The 15,547-nt window shown below is 64.0% G+C and carries 14 protein-coding genes; 2 read left to right on the top strand and 12 right to left on the bottom strand.

The window, feature by feature from the left end:
* Window positions 1-9 precede the first annotated feature (9 nt).
* From LB526_RS09570 to LB526_RS09540, 7 genes are all read right to left on the bottom strand, one after another.
* A complete protein-coding gene (locus LB526_RS09570) occupies window positions 10-786 on the bottom strand; it encodes an SDR family NAD(P)-dependent oxidoreductase (RefSeq protein ID WP_224627416.1) in 777 nt (258 codons plus the stop codon).
* Window positions 787-988: 202 nt separating this feature from the next.
* On the bottom strand, window positions 989-1,843 hold the full coding sequence (locus LB526_RS09565) for a GntR family transcriptional regulator (protein ID WP_224545045.1): 855 nt from the start codon (window positions 1,841-1,843) through the stop codon (window positions 989-991).
* Window positions 1,844-1,895: 52 nt separating this feature from the next.
* Entirely contained in the window at window positions 1,896-3,134 is a 1,239-nt protein-coding gene (locus LB526_RS09560; protein WP_224627415.1) for an MFS transporter, read from the bottom strand.
* Window positions 3,131-3,583, bottom strand: coding sequence for a MaoC family dehydratase (locus LB526_RS09555; RefSeq protein WP_140844161.1), 453 nt, complete (start codon window positions 3,581-3,583; stop codon window positions 3,131-3,133). The genes LB526_RS09560 and LB526_RS09555 overlap by 4 nt, the downstream gene beginning before the upstream one ends.
* The gene (locus LB526_RS09550) at window positions 3,580-4,020 is read right to left on the bottom strand and encodes a Zn-ribbon domain-containing OB-fold protein (protein WP_224545043.1); all 441 of its coding nucleotides are present in this window, start codon (window positions 4,018-4,020) and stop codon (window positions 3,580-3,582) included. Before LB526_RS09550 ends, LB526_RS09555 begins: the two co-directional genes overlap by 4 nt.
* Window positions 4,020-5,171: a thiolase family protein gene (locus LB526_RS09545; RefSeq protein WP_224627414.1), complete on the bottom strand. Its 1,152-nt coding sequence runs from the start codon at window positions 5,169-5,171 to the stop codon at window positions 4,020-4,022. The genes LB526_RS09550 and LB526_RS09545 overlap by 1 nt, the downstream gene beginning before the upstream one ends.
* Entirely contained in the window at window positions 5,168-7,114 is a 1,947-nt protein-coding gene (locus LB526_RS09540; protein ID WP_224627413.1) for an acetoacetate--CoA ligase, read from the bottom strand. The genes LB526_RS09545 and LB526_RS09540 overlap by 4 nt, the downstream gene beginning before the upstream one ends.
* 134 nt (window positions 7,115-7,248) lie before the next feature.
* On the opposite strand from LB526_RS09540, the gene LB526_RS09535 reads away from it, so the two are divergent.
* Window positions 7,249-8,424, top strand: a complete 1,176-nt coding sequence (locus LB526_RS09535; RefSeq protein ID WP_224627412.1) for an acetyl-CoA C-acetyltransferase — start codon at window positions 7,249-7,251, stop codon at window positions 8,422-8,424.
* 428 nt (window positions 8,425-8,852) lie between these two features.
* Here LB526_RS09535 and LB526_RS09530 read toward each other — a convergent pair whose 3' ends face one another.
* The 5 genes from LB526_RS09530 to LB526_RS09510 form a co-directional block, all read right to left on the bottom strand.
* Complete coding sequence (locus LB526_RS09530) at window positions 8,853-10,052, bottom strand: mandelate racemase/muconate lactonizing enzyme family protein (RefSeq protein ID WP_224627411.1); 1,200 nt, start codon at window positions 10,050-10,052, stop codon at window positions 8,853-8,855.
* A 9-nt stretch (window positions 10,053-10,061) separates the two neighbouring features.
* Window positions 10,062-10,388 carry an NIPSNAP family protein gene (locus LB526_RS09525; protein WP_140844200.1) on the bottom strand — a complete coding sequence of 109 codons (327 nt, stop codon included), beginning with the start codon at window positions 10,386-10,388 and terminating at the stop codon, window positions 10,062-10,064.
* Between the two features lie 102 nt (window positions 10,389-10,490).
* Window positions 10,491-11,849: a mandelate racemase/muconate lactonizing enzyme family protein gene (locus LB526_RS09520; protein WP_224627410.1), complete on the bottom strand. Its 1,359-nt coding sequence runs from the start codon at window positions 11,847-11,849 to the stop codon at window positions 10,491-10,493.
* Window positions 11,850-11,907: 58 nt separating this feature from the next.
* On the bottom strand, window positions 11,908-13,074 hold the full coding sequence (locus LB526_RS09515) for a mandelate racemase/muconate lactonizing enzyme family protein (RefSeq protein WP_224627409.1): 1,167 nt from the start codon (window positions 13,072-13,074) through the stop codon (window positions 11,908-11,910).
* 48 nt (window positions 13,075-13,122) lie between these two features.
* Window positions 13,123-13,833, bottom strand: a complete 711-nt coding sequence (locus LB526_RS09510) for a GntR family transcriptional regulator (RefSeq protein ID WP_140844146.1) — start codon at window positions 13,831-13,833, stop codon at window positions 13,123-13,125.
* 220 nt (window positions 13,834-14,053) lie between these two features.
* Between LB526_RS09510 and LB526_RS09505 the strand changes: the two genes are divergently transcribed.
* Window positions 14,054-15,535 (top strand): ABC transporter substrate-binding protein, encoded by a 1,482-nt coding sequence (locus LB526_RS09505; protein ID WP_140844144.1) that lies wholly within the window; start codon window positions 14,054-14,056, stop codon window positions 15,533-15,535.
* Window positions 15,536-15,547: the final 12 nt, after the last annotated feature.

The following is a 15,547-nucleotide window of genomic DNA, read 5'->3' as shown; positions in this document are numbered from 1 at the left end:
CGAGGCCAATTACCAGGCCGTGTAGCCGCCATCGATCGACAGGATCGCGCCCGTCACGTAGCTCGACGCCGGCGACGCCAGGAACAAGATCGCCGAGGCGATCTCCTGCGGCGTGCCCAGCCGGCCCATCGGCGTCATGTCGATCCAGGTGTTGAAGAGTTCGGGACGCTCGCGCATCTTCAGCGTCATCTCGGTGCCGACATAGCCCGGCGCCAGCGCGTTGACGCGCACGCCTGACTTTGCCCATTCGACCGCGAGCGCCTTGGTCATCATATGCACGGCGCCCTTGCTCACCATGTAGGACGGCGCCGTCTGCGGACGGTTGATGATCAGGCCCGACATCGAGCCCAGATTGACGATCGAGCCCTTCTTGCGGGCGACCATCGAGCGGCCGAAGGCGCGCGAGGCCCAGTAGACGCCGTTGACGTTGACATCCATCACCAGGCGCCATTCCTCGTCCGGCGTGTCGAGCGCGGTGTTGAGGCGCGCGATGCCGGCGCTGTTGACCAGGACATCGACCTTGCCGAAGTCCGCGACGATCTGAGCGGCCATCGCCTCCACGGCTTGCGGATCCGTGACGTCGAGCACGCGGCCATCGACGCTCGCGACGCCAGCCGCCTTGAGCGCCTCGACAGCAGCTTTCAGCCCGTCCGCATTCATGTCGAGAAGCACGATACGCGCGCCGCAAGTCCCCAGCGCCCTGGCGGCCTCGAGACCGATCCCGCTGGCGCCGCCGGTGACGACGGCGACCTCGCTCGTTAGGTCGAATTGCGACCGGTAATCCATGCACGTCCTCCATCAGGACGAGCTTGAGCGCGGGCAAAACACTGCCCTCGCCGCCGAAGCGGCGCCGCAAGCCAGCCGATCCTGATAATGCCTCCGGGGTCAGGCTCCTCCCGACCCCATGACAGGGACGTTACAGAAGCTTTTTCCACCCGTCAATCTGGTTATAACCAGAAAACAGATTCTTTTTTTGGTGGCTGGCAAGTCAGGTGCGATCGACGCCGTTCACCGTCGCTGACGGCTGCTCGACCGCCATATGGATGCGGGCGACGGAGGAATTATAAAAGGCCTCGTAATATTCGAGCGCGGCACCGTCCGCGTCATAGGCGATTGACTCGATCTCGATCAGCGGCGTGTTGGCGGCGACGCCCATTTCGTCGGCCTCTTCCTTGGTGGGGAGCGCGGCGCGCAGCCAGCGGTCGGCGCGCTTCACCGTCAGGCCGAACACGGCGCGGATAGTGCTGAAGATGGACTGGTTTTCCGACAGGATGTTCTCCAGACCCGGCACCCGGTGCCCCGGCAGGCTGATGCGCGTCATGGTGATAGGCGTGCCGTCGGTCATATAGACGCGGCTGATGCGGACCACGCTGCCATTGGCGGGAATGCCGAAGACCTTCGACTCCTTGTCGCTCGGCGGGCAGCGGTAGATCTCCAGCGTGCGGGTCGAGACCTTGTGGCCCTTGGCGGTCAAATCGTCGAAGACCCCGAGATTGGCGGTCATGAAGTCGACATGCTCGCGGGGTGCCGCGACGAACATGCCCTTGCGCGGCATCTTGATGATGCGGCCTTCGTTGGACAGCGAGCCGATCGCGGCGCGCACCACAGGGCGCGAGACGCCGAAGAAATCGCAAAGCGCCTGTTCCGAGGGAATGCGTGAATTGGCGGCAAGCAGGCCGGTGTTGATCGCTTCCTCGACCTGGTTGCGCAACTGCACCCAGAGCGGTGCGGCCTCGTCGCGGTTGAGCTGCACTTTCGAGCCGATCGAGCGGAAGGCCTCGGCCGCCTCGGCGTCTTCCTGATCGTAACGAGGACGCCCGCGCGTTCTGGTAGCTTGTTCCATCCGATCCTGCCGCAATTCATTTGCCGCGACTCAGATAAGCGGCAGCGCCTCGCTAGCGGAGGCCGCCGGCCATTTTCACGCTCTCCGGCAAGTTTCGCAACCATAGCATGGCGGCCGCCCCCAGAAGCGGTCCGGGAACCAGGAGCAGGAAGGCCCAGCGCCAACCCCCGATGAATTCGGCGAAGCGCGGCGTCAGCCAGATGGCGAGCACCGTCAGCGCGAAGCCCGCGCCCATTTGCACCGACAGAGCGGTTCCGACGAAGCGGCGGTCGGCGAGCTCGGTGACGGCGGTGGAGAACTGCGCCGAATCGCCGATGACCGAGACGCCCCAGACGAGGGCCACCAGCATGAACAGCCAGAGCGGGCCGGTGAACAGAAAGCCCATCAGCAGCGCGCAGCTTCCCGAGACGATCATCATGCCGGCGGTGGTGGCGGTGCGGCCGACGCGGTCCGACAGATAGCCTCCGAGCAAACACCCCAAAATGCCGGACGCGACGACGAGGAAGGTCGAGAGCGAGGCAGCGGCCGCCGTTCCGATCGCCTGTGCTTCGAAGGCGGCGCGCGTGTAGGCGAGCAGCCACGCCCACATGGCGTACAGCTCCCACATATGGCCGAGATAGCCGAGATTGACTAACAGCAGCGGCTTTTCGCGAAAGACCTGGCCGATGCGCGAGGGCTCGAAGATAGCCTTGCCGAAGGGATAGGGTCCTTCCTTCGCGAACAGCAGGAAGAGCAGCGCGCCCGCCGCAGTGGCCAAGCTTGCCCCGGCAACCACCGGACGCCAGTCGAGCGCGGTCGAGACAGCGCGGAAAAGATGCGGCAGCGCCGAGCCGACAGTCAGCGCGCCGATGACGGCGCCGAGCGCCAGTCCCCTGTCGCGCGCGAACCAGGTGGCGACCAGCTTCAGCGCCGGCGGATAGACGCCTGCGAGCGCAACACCGGTGGCGACGCGCGCGGCGATCATGCCGCCAGGCCCGGGATGGAAGAGCAGCGTCGCGTTGGCCAAAGCGGCGACGAGCGCCGCCGCCGCCATCAGGTGACTCAGCCGTACGAGGTCGGGAAGATTGACCAGACTCGCCGCCAGCGCGCCTAGAACGAAGCCAACCTGGACGCCATTGGTCAGCCAGGCCTCGGCGCCCGCGCCCAACGCCAGCTCCTGCCTCAGTTCAGGAAGGATCGCGGTCGCCGAGAACCAGGTGGTCAGCGACAGGACGACTGCGAGGCAAAGCAGCGACAGCACGCGCCAGCGCTCGCTGTCGGCCGCCGTGCCAAGCCCGCCGGCCGTGCTCATGCGCCTTGCAGCGGTACGGTGAAGACCGTGGCTGTGCCGGTGAGGCAAAGCTCGCCCTGGCCGTTGCGCACGCTGGTCTCGATCTTGCAGATAGGCTTATCGGACCGCACTTCCTTGACCTCCACGCGTCCGGTGATCTCCTCGTCAACGCCGACCGCCTTGACGAACTTCCAGGCCACTTCGAGGAACACGGTTCCGGGGCCAGGCAGATCCTCCGCGACCAGCGCGTTTAGGATGCCGGAGGTGACGCCGCCCTGGACAATCAGCTTGCCGAACACCGACTTCTCGGCCAGCGTTCGGTCGTAATGCAGCGGGTTACGATCGCCGGTGATGTCGGTGAAGGCCTCGATGTCGCTCATCCTTGTGCGGCGCGTGCGCTCGGCGAAGGCCCCGACCTGCGGGCGACCCTTCACGACACCCACCCAACCGTCTTTCGTCTCGGTGCTCATTGCGGCTTCTCCTCTGCTCCGGGTTCGACTGGTTTGAAGGCCGGCAGGACGCGACCGCCGATGGCTGTCGGCGCAAGCCGAAGCATGTCCCCGATCTGTAGCGGCCGTGTGCCGGCCAGGATGAAACTCAGCATCGTCGGGCCTTCGACCAATTCGATAAGGCCGACCACATAAGGTGCCACAGGCAGCCAGCCGGCATGGCCGGGCTTGTGCACCTCCGAAAAAGACTTGAGCCGCCCTCTGCCCGATGCGTCTTTCCAGACCAGGCGCTTGTTCCAGCAATGCGGGCAGATCGGGCGCGGATAGAAGATAGCCTTGCCGCAGTCCTCGCAGTGCTGGATGGTCAGCCGGCCTTCGGCGGCGGCATCCCAGAACGGCTTGGTCAGCGCGGTGATCGTCGGGCCAGGGGTTTTCAGCGTGTCGAGATCGACGGACATCAGGCGGCTCCCAGCACGAGCGCTGTCGCTTCGCTCATCGTCGCGCCATTGCCGGTGACCAGCGCGAGCCGGGCCTTGCCGATCTGGCGTTCGCCCGCCTCGCCGCGCAATTGGCGCACCGCCTCGACGACATGAGTCATACCGCCGGCAAGGTCCGGCTGGCCGAAGCCGAGCTGGCCGCCATGCGTGTTGAGCGGCTTGTCGCCCTTGTGGGAAAGGTCGTGGTCGTGGAGCCATGCGCCGAACTGGCCCGGCGCGCAAAGGCCGGCATCCTCGATCGTGGCCGCGACCATGATCGTATAGCAATCATAGAGCGACAGAAGGTCCATCTCATCGGCCCGCGTGCCGGACTGTTGGAAGGCCCGCGCCATGGCGCTCTTCAACGGACCGGAGGTAAGACTCGGCGCCTGGCTGACCGCGCGGTGCGTGACTTTCTCGCCGGCGCCGAGCAGATGGACAGGCGGCTTTCGCAACGACCGCGCGCGTTCGACCGAGGTGACGACGACCGCTTCGCCGCCGGCGACCGGCATGACGATTTCGAGGAGGTGCAGCGGCGAAGCGATTATCGGCGAGGCCAGCACCGACTCCACATCGGCCGGCTTGCCGAAGAAGATGGCGTCGGGATTGAGCTGCGTATTGGCGCGCGCGGCCGCGGCGATCAGGGCGAAGTCCCGCGCGGTCGAGCCGTATGCGGCCATATGCGCCTGCATCAGCAGCGCATAGGAGATGTTGGCGCCCGAGGCGCCGAAAGGCACGTCGAACTCGCGGATCGGATTGCGGTTGGGAGAACGAGGCGGCGTCTCCTCGCGGTTGTTGGCGAGCACGCACAGCACCGTCTCGCACATGCCTGCCTCGATCGCGGCGGCCGCGCGCCAGACCATGCCGGCGCCGGATGCGCCGCCGAGGTCCACGACATTGGCCATGGTCGGCGCGAGACCCAGATATTCGGCAATCGTCGCCGGCACATGCTGCGGCGTCTCGCCGACCTGGGGACCGACCAGCAGCCCGTCAATTGCCGCCGGATCGAGCCCGGCGTCGAGCACCGCCAGGCGCGAGACCTCGGCGATCATCTCCAGCGTCGTCACGCCGCTGGTCAGGCGCTGCGGCTTCAACTCGCCGATGCCGACGATCGCTCCCTTCGGCCGGCTCATGCCGCCTTGCTCCGGTCGAGCGTGCGGTATTCCTCTAGGCATGCCGGATTGGCGAGCGAAGCCATGTTCTTGACCGGCTTGCCCTCGAGCGTGGTGCGGGCGGCGCCCTCGACGCGTTTTCCGTTCAGCGTATAGGGCACGGCCTGCACCGCATGGATCCGATGCGGCACATGGCGCGGCGAGGCCCCTTCGCGAATCGCGCCGCGGATTTGCGCGGCAAGCTCTGGGGTCAACGCATAGCCATCATTGAGCTTGACGCAGAGCACGATCTCCTCGTCGCCTTCGGCCGGCGCGCCAAAGACCAGGCAATCCTCGATCTCGGCAAAGTTTTCGCAGGCGGCATAGATTTCCGCCGTGCCGATGCGCACGCCGCCGGGCTTCAGCGTCGTGTCCGAGCGGCCGTGGATGACGCCGGAGCCGTAAGCGGTCATCTCAGCCACGTCGCCATGCGTCCAGATCTCGTGGCGCGTGGCGAAATAGGTGGCGTGATAACGCTCGTCGCCGTCCTTGCCCCAGAAGGCCAGCGGCATCGACGGGAAGGGCTCGGTGCAGACGAGATCGCCCTGGCGGCCGATCACCGGCGCGTTGCGCTCGTCCATGACGGCCACGGCGAGGCCAAGGCCTTTCACCGTCAGCTCGCCGCGCCGCACAGGATGGATCGGCGATCCCAGCAGGAAGCAGCCGATGATCTCGGTGCCGCCGGAAATGGAGGCAAAGATCATGTCGCGCTTCACATGCTCGTAGACCCAGTCGAACTGCGCTGGAGAAACCGGCGCGCCGGCCGACAGCAGCGAGCGCAGCGGCGAAAGGTTGTGCAGACGCCCCGGCGCGTAATTTTCGGCGGCAAGCGTGGCCAGATATTTCGGGCTGGTGCCGAAATGCGTGACGCGGGCACGCTCGGCCATTGTCCATAGCGGACTGGGGTCGAGGCCATCGGCCGATTTCAGGATCGGCGCGCCGTCATAGAGCACCACGCTCGCGCCGCAGGCGAGGCCCGAGATCAGCCAGTGATACATCATCCAGGCGGTGTTGGTGTACCAGCTCATGACGTCGCCGGGGCGAACATCGCCGTGGAGCAGATGCTCCTTCAGGTGCTGGAGCAGCACGCCGCCGGCGCGGTGGACGATCGCCTTCGGCGCGCCTGTCGTGCCGGACGTGTAGAGCACATAGGCCGGATGGTCGAACGGCACGCGCTCGAAGGTGAGCGGGCCGTCGCCGCCGAAATCGTCGAACGAAACGCAATCCGCTGCGCAATCCAGCTTCGCGCTCGGTTCGCCGGTCAGCACCAGCGCCGTCACCGTCGGCATCGCCGCGAGGATCTCGGCCAGCCTGCCGGAGATGTCGTGATCCTTGCCCGCGTAGCGGTAGCGCGGCGCGGCGAACAGCACCTTGACGCCGATCTGGCCGAGGCGATCGACGATCGCGGCGGCGCCGAAATCCGGCGAGCAGGACGACCAGACGGCGCCGACGGAGAGCGTCGCCAGAAGCGCGACGAGGCCCTCGACGCGATTGGCCAGGATGCCGCCGACACAATCGCCCTTGCCGATACCGGCCGCGCGCAGGCCGTCGGCCGTTCGAGCTACAAGCCGGCGCAATTCAGCGAGCGTGATCGCCTGGAAATGGCCGCCCTCGTCGGCCTCGATCACCGCGACCCTCTCGCCGTCGCCACGCAACAGGTTTTCCGCAAGATTAAGCTTTGCTTCCGGCAGGAAGCGGCTCCCGGTCATCGGCGCATTGTCGTCGCGCAGGAAGGAGATCGCGCCTGGATCGCCGACGACCTCGGCGAAATCCCACACCGCCCGCCAGAAGGCCCCGGGATCGCCGATCGACCAGCGATGCAGCGTATCGTAGTCGCGCGGGTCGAAGCCGTTGGCGGTCGAAAAGCGCGCAAGGTTGGATGATTGGAACGCGGCCGGCGCCGGCGTCCAAAGCACGGATGACATGGATTTCCTCCCGCAACGCAGGCCGGGCTCGATGCCGCGACCTTGCCTGCCGATGCATTTCATGATTATTGGTTATAACCAGAATGTCAAGCGGCGATCCCGCCTGTGTGGGTCGCGCGTGCGGAGGATCGGAAATGGATGCGGTCTATATTGTTGCCGCGAAGCGGACGCCCATCGGCAAGCTGAACGGCGCGTTCGCCGGCTTGTCCGCGGCAGAGCTAGGCGGGCAGCTTATCGAGACGATGCTGGCGGAAACGCGACTTGCGCCCGATGCCGTCAGCGAGGTGATCATGGGCCAGGTGCTGACCGGCGGCGCCGGGCAAAACCCGGCGCGGCAGGCCGCGCTCAAGGCCGGGCTGCCGGTTAGCGTGCCCGCCATGACCGTCAACAAAGTGTGCGGCGCCGGCCAGAAGTCGATCCATCTCGCCGCCCAGGCCATTCGCTGCGGCGACGCCGATTGCGTGATCGCCGGCGGACAGGACTCGATGACCTCGGCACCGCACTTCATTTCCGATATGCGCGGCGGCATCCGCATGGGCGACCGTACCCTCAAGGATTCGATGATCACCGACGGGCTGTGGGATGCCTTCCATCAGGTGCATATGGGCGTAACGGCCGAGGCGCTGGCGCAGCGTTACCAGATCAGCCGCGAGGAACAGGACAGGTTCGCGCTGCGCTCACAGGAGAAGGCGGACGCCGCCATCCAGACTGGCCGGTTCGACGAAGAGATCGTCCCGATCTCGATAAGGACAAGGCAGGGCGATCTCGTCATCGACCGTGACGAACATCCCAATCCCTCCACCACCATGGAAGTCCTCGGCCGGCTGAGGCCGGTCTTCGATGCGGCTGGCACGATCACGGCCGGCAACTCGTCAGGCCTCAACGACGGGGCGGCGGCGGTGCTGGTGATGTCGGAGGCGCGGATGAAGAAACTCGGCCTGACGCCCCTAGCCCGCATCGCCTCCTACGCTTCAGCCGGGGTCGAGCCTATGGACATGGGCCTCGGACCGGTGGCGGCCTCGCGCCGCGCGCTCGACAAGGCCGGATGGCACGCGTCCGATCTCGACGTGATGGAGGTCAACGAAGCGTTCGCCGCGCAAGCCATCGCGGTCAACCGCGAGATGGGCTGGAACGAGGACATCATCAACATGAGCGGCGGCGCCATCGCGCTTGGCCATCCGCTGGCCGGCTCCGGCTGCCGCATCGTGGTGACGCTGCTCCACGAAATGATCCGCCGCGACGCGCGGAAGGGCCTCGCCTCGCTCTGCATCGGCGGCGGCCAGGGCGTGGCGATCTGCCTGGAGCGGTGAGCCTGAAACTCTGAGCAGTTAGTTGCCTGAGGGAATTGGGCAATGGGGCTTGGCCAGCATCTGGCGAACGACAGCTTTGGGTCAACGAAAGAGCTCAAGACTACGGCCGACATTAGGCGCGAAGCAGACGTTCAAGACTTTGTCAGCAGGAGGTCACTTCGGTCAAACTTGCGCCATGCGCTTGACAAAGTCGGACTGCCTTAATGGCGACCGGCAGCAGTCCAGCTGCGTCGAGTTGGGACCTGCGAGTAATATTCGGGAACCAAACCAATCCACAGAAATGTTTTGTTGGTATTTTTTGTTGGTTAGCACTGCTTTTGCGCGAGTCTTAACCATTTGAAACGACAGCCAGATTTCTCTGACTTGGATTCCGCCTCTGGCACCATCCTCTCTTCTCCCGACATTCCCCTGCGCCGAAGCTTCTACGCTCAGTCGAAGAAACCCGCATCCTCTTCCCTGAGATATTTCCTGGCCGCCTCGGCATCGATATCGAGCCCCAGCCCCGGCGCTTCGAGCAGGTCCAACATGCTGTCCTTCACGATCTGCGACGGCAGGCCGATGACGATGTCTTCCCACCAGGGATCGGAGGCGCTCGGATATTCGAAGGCGATGTAGTTGGCGGGCAAGGTGGCGCAGACATTGATCAGCGCGCCAAGACCGAGCAGGCCGTTGGCGGTGCCGTGCGGCGCCATCAGGATGGAATGCATGTAGGCGTGCTCGGCCACCCATTTGAGCTCGGCGATGCCGCCTATATCGGCCGGATCCGGGCCGATGACGCGCACCGCTTGCGTCTCGATCAGCTCCTTGAAATTGTGCCGCAGGTAGATCTGCTCGCCGGTATGGATCGGCGTCGAGGTGGAGGCGGTCAGCTCGCGATAGGCCTGCGGATTGACCCACGGCACATAGTCGCCGGTCAGCATGTCCTCCAGCCACATCAAATTGTACTTCTCGACCGCGCGGGCGAATTTGATCGCGTCGGGCAACATCCAGCCCGGGCCGCAGTCGAGCGCCAGGCTCACCTTGTCGCCCAGCACCTCCTTCATCGCAATCACGCAGTCGAGCATGTGATTGAAGCCGCGCTCGCTGATAACGCCCTGATCCATGGCGCCGTGATAGCCGGCCTTCTTCTGCGTCACGCCGTAATGGAAGCCCTCGATGGTGTCCTTCATATTGGAGTGGAACGAGATTCCCTGCTTGATCATGAAGAAGTTCTGCGGCTGCTCCATCATCCATTTGACGTCGGCGGCGTAGTCCTCCGGCCGGTCGCCGGTGCGCTTGCGGCGGATCGAGCCGTTGTAGACGCGCACCTTGTCGCGCACCTTGCCGCCAAGCAGCTTATAGACCGGAACGCCGGCGGCCTTGCCGGCAATGTCCCACAACGCATGCTCAATGGCGCTCACCGCCGCGCCATAGGGTTTGAAGGAGCCGCGCTGACGGATCTTCAGCATCACCCGCTCGACGTCGGTCGGGTCCTCGCCCATCAGCGCTTCGCGGAAATGCAGCACAAAGGGTTTGAGGTAGGTCTTGGTGAACTCGACTTCGCCAAGGCCGTAGAGGCCTTCGTCGGTCACGATGCGCACGATAGGGTGCTGGCCGATGACGGCGCAACGCAGGTCGGTGATCTTCATGGCGCAGTCCTAGTTCACAGACGAGAAAGCTGTCGGCGTGAGCAGTTGGCTGCTGATATTGGCAATGATCTGCCCGTCGCGCTCAGACTCGTCCCGGGCCCTGTGCCATGCCGGATCGGTGACGAAAGCCACCCATTTCGCCTCACGCTCGGCCAGCGATTCCCAGGCGAGGAAATAGGTGAGACGATTGCTGTTTTCGCCGATCGCCGTGGTGAAAAACCCGGCCTGGCGGATGCCATGTTTCTCCCAGATGGCAAGCGTTTGGTCGGAAAAGCGCTTGAGCAAAGCCGGCAGCCTGCCCGGCAGGCAGTCATAGATACGCAGTTCGTAGATCATGGTTTCGTCCGTTTCCTTCTTCATCTCCGGCTTAGGAGCGGTCGACACGAATGGTCGGTCGTTGGTCCTGTGAATCTGGGGGAATGAGGGCGGGCGATCCGGCTAACTCCAGGTCCGGTCCCAGCTATATTCATTGTCCCAATGCTCGGTGGATTGCCATATCCCCGTGACACCGGGCTGCAGATGCTGCGCGATCACTTCGTCGACGACGTCGTCGATCCCCAAGCCCGGGCTGTCCGGAACAGTGATGAAGCCGTCCTTCACCAACGGTTTGGGCAGGCCGGTGACGATATCGTCCCACCAGTCGACATCGGCGGAATGGTATTCGAGCGCCATGAAGTTTTCGGTCGCAGTCGCGACATGCGCCGCGGCCATCGCGGCGATCGGGCTTTCGGCCATGTGGATCGCCATGGCGACGCCGTGGTCCTGCGCCATGTCGCCGATCTTCTTGGTCTCGAGGATACCGCCGCTGGTGAGCAGGTCCGGATGGACGACGGAAAGGCCGCCGCTCGCGAGCAGGGGTTCGAAACCCTCCTTGAGGTAGATGTCCTCGCCGGTGCAGATCGGCACCGAGGTCGCTTGCTGCAGCTGCCGGTATTGATCGGTGTACTGCCAGGGAATGACGTCCTCGAGCCAGGCTGGGACATATTTCTCGATGCGGCGCGACAGGCGTATGCCGTCCTGCAATGAGATGTGGCCGACATGGTCGATGGCCAAAGGGATCTCGTAGCCGATGACCTCGCGAACCTCGTGGATGTACCGCTCGAGAAGGTCGATGCCCTTCTCGGTGAAATGCAGACCGGTGAACGGGTGCCGCACGTTCTGCGCGTCATAGGCGAGGTTGCGGGCCTTGCGCTCCTCGATCGTGCCGCCGTGGCCGCGCGGATTGGCGTGAAACCCTTCGAGCGCGCCGGCGGGCGATGTCACAGCACCCGGAATGTGGGCGATCTGCATCAGGCCCAGGTCCATCTTGAGGAAGGTGAAGCCGCGCTCCATGCGCGCCTTGAGGCGCTTGCCGGTCTCGGTGCCGCTCGGCTTCTCCGCGTCGGTGTCGCAATAGACGCGCACGTGATCGCGGAACTTGCCACCCAGCATCTGATAAATCGGCACGCCATAGGCCTTGCCGGCGAGGTCCCATAGCGCGATCTCGACCGCCGACACGCCGCCACCTTGCCGCCCGTGGCCGCCGAATTGTTTGATGCGTCGGAACAGGCGGTCGACGTCGCAGGGGTTTTCGCCGAGCAGCCGGCTCTTCAGCATCAGCGCATAAGTGGCGCTGGCGCCGTCGCGCACCTCGCCAAGCCCGACGATGCCCTGGTTGGTATAGATCTTGAGCAGCGCCGAGGTGAACGGCGCGCCGACGATCTCGGCCACCCGCATATCGGTGATGCGGAGCTCGGACGGCCTGGAATTGGTGTTGACCCGATTGAGAGCCTCGTCGGCTGCATCCGTTTTCGGCATGACTTATCCTCGTTCTCGTCGATGGTTATGCCCCTCGCCTGGCCCGCACAGGTCGTTGCTAGCCCAACTCGATCTCGTGGGCCTGCAGGTAGTCGCGGTTCATCTCGACACCGAGGCCGGGCTTCGACGTCAGCATGAGGTTGCCGTTCGAAACGTCGAGCGGCTTGTCGATGAGGTGATCGTATTTCGAGAGGTCCCACTCCGAGGTTTCGACCTTGTAGAAGTTGGGAACCGTCATCATCACCTGCGCTCCTGCGACCACGTTGATCGGACCGGCGGCGTCATGCGGCGAGACGGGCACGTAATAGGCTTCGCACAGGGCGGAAATCTTCTTGAGCTCGGTGACGCCGCCGGTCCAGGTGACGTCCGGCATGATGTAGTCGGCGAGCTTGCCCTCGAGCACCGGCACGAAATCCCACTTCGTGTGGCCGCGCTCGCCCCACGAGATGGCGGCGCTGACCTTGTCGCGCACCTGTTTGAGGGCATTGAGGCTCTCGGGCGGACAGGGCTCCTCGAACCAGTCGATCTGGCCCGCCTCTTCGAGGCTGCGGCAGAGGCGAATGGCGGTCGGAACATCGAAGCGGCCATGCGCATCGATGAGGATGTCCACATCGGGGCCTGCCGTTTCGCGGATCAGGGCCGTCAGTTCGGCGGCCTCGCGCTCGTCCTTGCGGGTCATGCTGCCGTCGAGATAACCGTCCCGCCTTTCGCGGGCTACGCCATCGACGCTGGGGCCCTGATGGGGAAAAGGATCGAATTTGAGGCCGGTGTGACCGGACTCGACGATGTCGCGAATTTCGCGGATCACGGCTTCCTTGCTGGTGAATTTGGCCTGGTTGGGATGGGTATAAAGCGCGATTTCGTCGCGCACCGGTCCGCCCAGCAGTTCGTAGATCGGCTTGCCGAGGACTTTGCCACGGATATCCCAGAGGGCGATGTCGATGGCGCTGACGCATTCGACGGCGGCGCCGCGGCTGCCCATATAGGTGAAGCTGCGGAAAATCTTGTGCCAGAGATACTCGATACGCGCCGGATCCTCGCCTGTCACGGCGGCGCCGATCTGCCGCAGGATCGTGCAGAGCGCGCGGTTGGCGAGCTTTGTCGTCGTGGTGATCTCCCCCCAGCCACTCACCCCCTCGTCGGTCGTCACTTCGACGAACAGGAACTCTCCCCAGTAAGAAGCATCGGACTTGATCAGCCATGGCCGAATGCTGGTGATTTTCATCTGGACTATCCTCTCTGAAACGGCCAGGCTGACGGTGTTGCGGATCGGCTACCCTGCCCGGGCGGCGCTACGCGCGCGCATGTGTTCGAGGACATGCCGGCCGGAGCCCTCGACATGGCGGGCAATGAGTTCGGCCGCCTTCTCGGCCTCTCCCGATTTTACCAGCGCGATGAGCTCGCGGTGCTCGCGGATGATCGCGGCGCGTCTGGCAAGCGTGAAATTGAACCGCCGGCTGACCGCCCTCAGCACCTCGCGATGCTTCCACCAGAGCTCGGCCGCATGGCGGTTATAATGCCGCTGGTACATCACGGTGTGGAAGGCGGTATCGAGCTCGCTGTGCCTGAACGTGTCGGCAAAATTGTTCTCCTCGATCAGGTTCTGGAGACGTTCGAGCTCGGCGATGTCCTCGTCGGTGGCCATGTTCACAAACCATCGCGTCAAGGCGGGTTCGATCAGGACGCCGATCTCGTAGATATCCCGGACAAAGTCCTGATCTATGGGTCGCACGCGTGCCCCGCGATTGGGGCTGAAGATGACAAAGCCCTCTCCGCGCAACAATTGCAGGGCCTCGCGGACCGGGTTGGTCGAGGTGCCGTGACGCCGGGCGAGATCGGCGACCACAAGCCGTTCGTTGGCGGCCAGCCGTCCTTCGATGATGTCATCCCTGATCAGTTCATAAAGCGAGGCGCCCTCGCTGGAAGCCCCGATGGGGTCTATTCCCGCAGGTGGCTCCGCTTTGAAATCGCTTGTCTCGGCCAAGGCCCATCTCCCCCAAGTGAATACACCCTCCGCCCTATATCACGCTCGGTTTCGATAAAACAATGTACGATTCTTCGCGTTGACAGATAATCTGTGATCTGAAAACGTACAAAGTCGTCGAAGGGATACATTAGAACTGGCAAAATATCCCGCGATCGAACGAGCAACGACCGCTTGCCTCGACGCAGAGCGGCACGGGAGAGAAACCTGGAGGATACCTATGACGAGGATTACGCTCGGCGGTGCCGTCCTGCGCGGCACTGTCTCCACTGCGTTAATGGCATCGTTGATGGCCGCGCCGGCGCTGGGCGCGCCGCCGGTCGACCTGAGCAAGTGGTCGCCGGAATATGTGCGCTCCATTGCGGGCACGCAGGATTTTGACACTGCGGGCGATTGCGCCAAGGTCACCCCGCTCGACTACAAGGGCCGACTGACCTTCTGGTACCAGGGCGTGTTCGAGGGCGACCCGGACCTTTTGCGCCAGTACTACAAGGATTTCTTCGCAACCTTCCGCAAGACCTATCCGAACATCCAGCTCGAGGAACAAGCCCTCACCTACAACGACCTTCTCGACAAGTTCCGCACGGCGCTGCTCGGCAACGCGGCGCCAATGGCGGTCCGCCTGCAAATCCTGGGCGGCACCGAATTCGCCTCGAAGGGCTATCTGCAGCCGCTCAAGCCAGAGGATGTGGGGTATTCGACCGAGGACTTCTGGCCCGGCGCCATGAAGGCCGTCACCTGGGACGGCGTGACCTACGGAATTCCGACCAACAACGAGACGATGGCTTTCATCTGGAACGCCGACATTTTCAAGCGCGCGGGCCTCGATCCGAACAAGCCCCCGGCAACCTGGGACGACGTCGTCAAATATTCCAAGCAAATCCACGACAAGCTCGGCATTGCCGGCTACGGCCTGGTGGCGCGCAAGAATGCCGGCAACACGCCTTATCGCTTCATGCCGCAGTTGTGGGCCTATGGCGGCGGCGTCTTCGACGAGGCTACCCCCAACCCAACCTACAAGCAGATCGAGCTCGACAGCCCGCAGAGCAAGGCGGCGCTGCAGGCCTCCTACGACATGTATGTCCGCGACAAATCGGTTCCGGTCTCGGCGCTCACCAACCAGCAAGCCGACAACCAGCCCCTGTTTCTCGCAGGCCAGCTCGGCATGATGATCTCGCATCCGTCCGACTACAACGTCATGCTCGATCTGCAGAAGAAGGCGACGGGCACCGACAAGGACAAGGCACAGACCGTCATCGACAACATGCGCTATGGCCTCATTCCGACCGGCCCCGACGGCAAGCGCGCCGTCGTGTTCGGCGGCTCGAACATCCACATCCTGAAGCCCGAATATGTCGAGGGGGGCAAGGTGGACGAGCCGGCCGCAAAGGCCATCATCTGCATGTGGACGAGCCCGGAATGGTCGCTGAAGATGGCCTATGCCGGCTCGAACCCGGGCAACCTCAACGGCTTCAAGACCAAATGGATGAAGGAACGTCTGGACAACATCAAGTTCCTCGACGTCACGACCTCGATGCTGCCATACGGCATCCCGTTCCCGGCGCTGCCGCAGTCGCCCGAAATCATGAACATCATCATCCCGGACATGCTGCAGAATGCCCTGACCGGAGCGATGACCGTCGATCAGGCGGCGGAGGACGCGGCCAAGAAGGTGAAAGACCTGATGGGAGGCGGGCTCTAATCCGGGCCTGAC

It is taken from the genome of Mesorhizobium sp. CA6 (genome assembly GCF_020165035.1).
In the GTDB taxonomy this organism is placed as follows: domain Bacteria; phylum Pseudomonadota; class Alphaproteobacteria; order Rhizobiales; family Rhizobiaceae; genus Mesorhizobium.
Note: the sequence above shows the minus strand (reverse complement) of the source record. Positions and strands in the feature narration are given on the sequence as shown.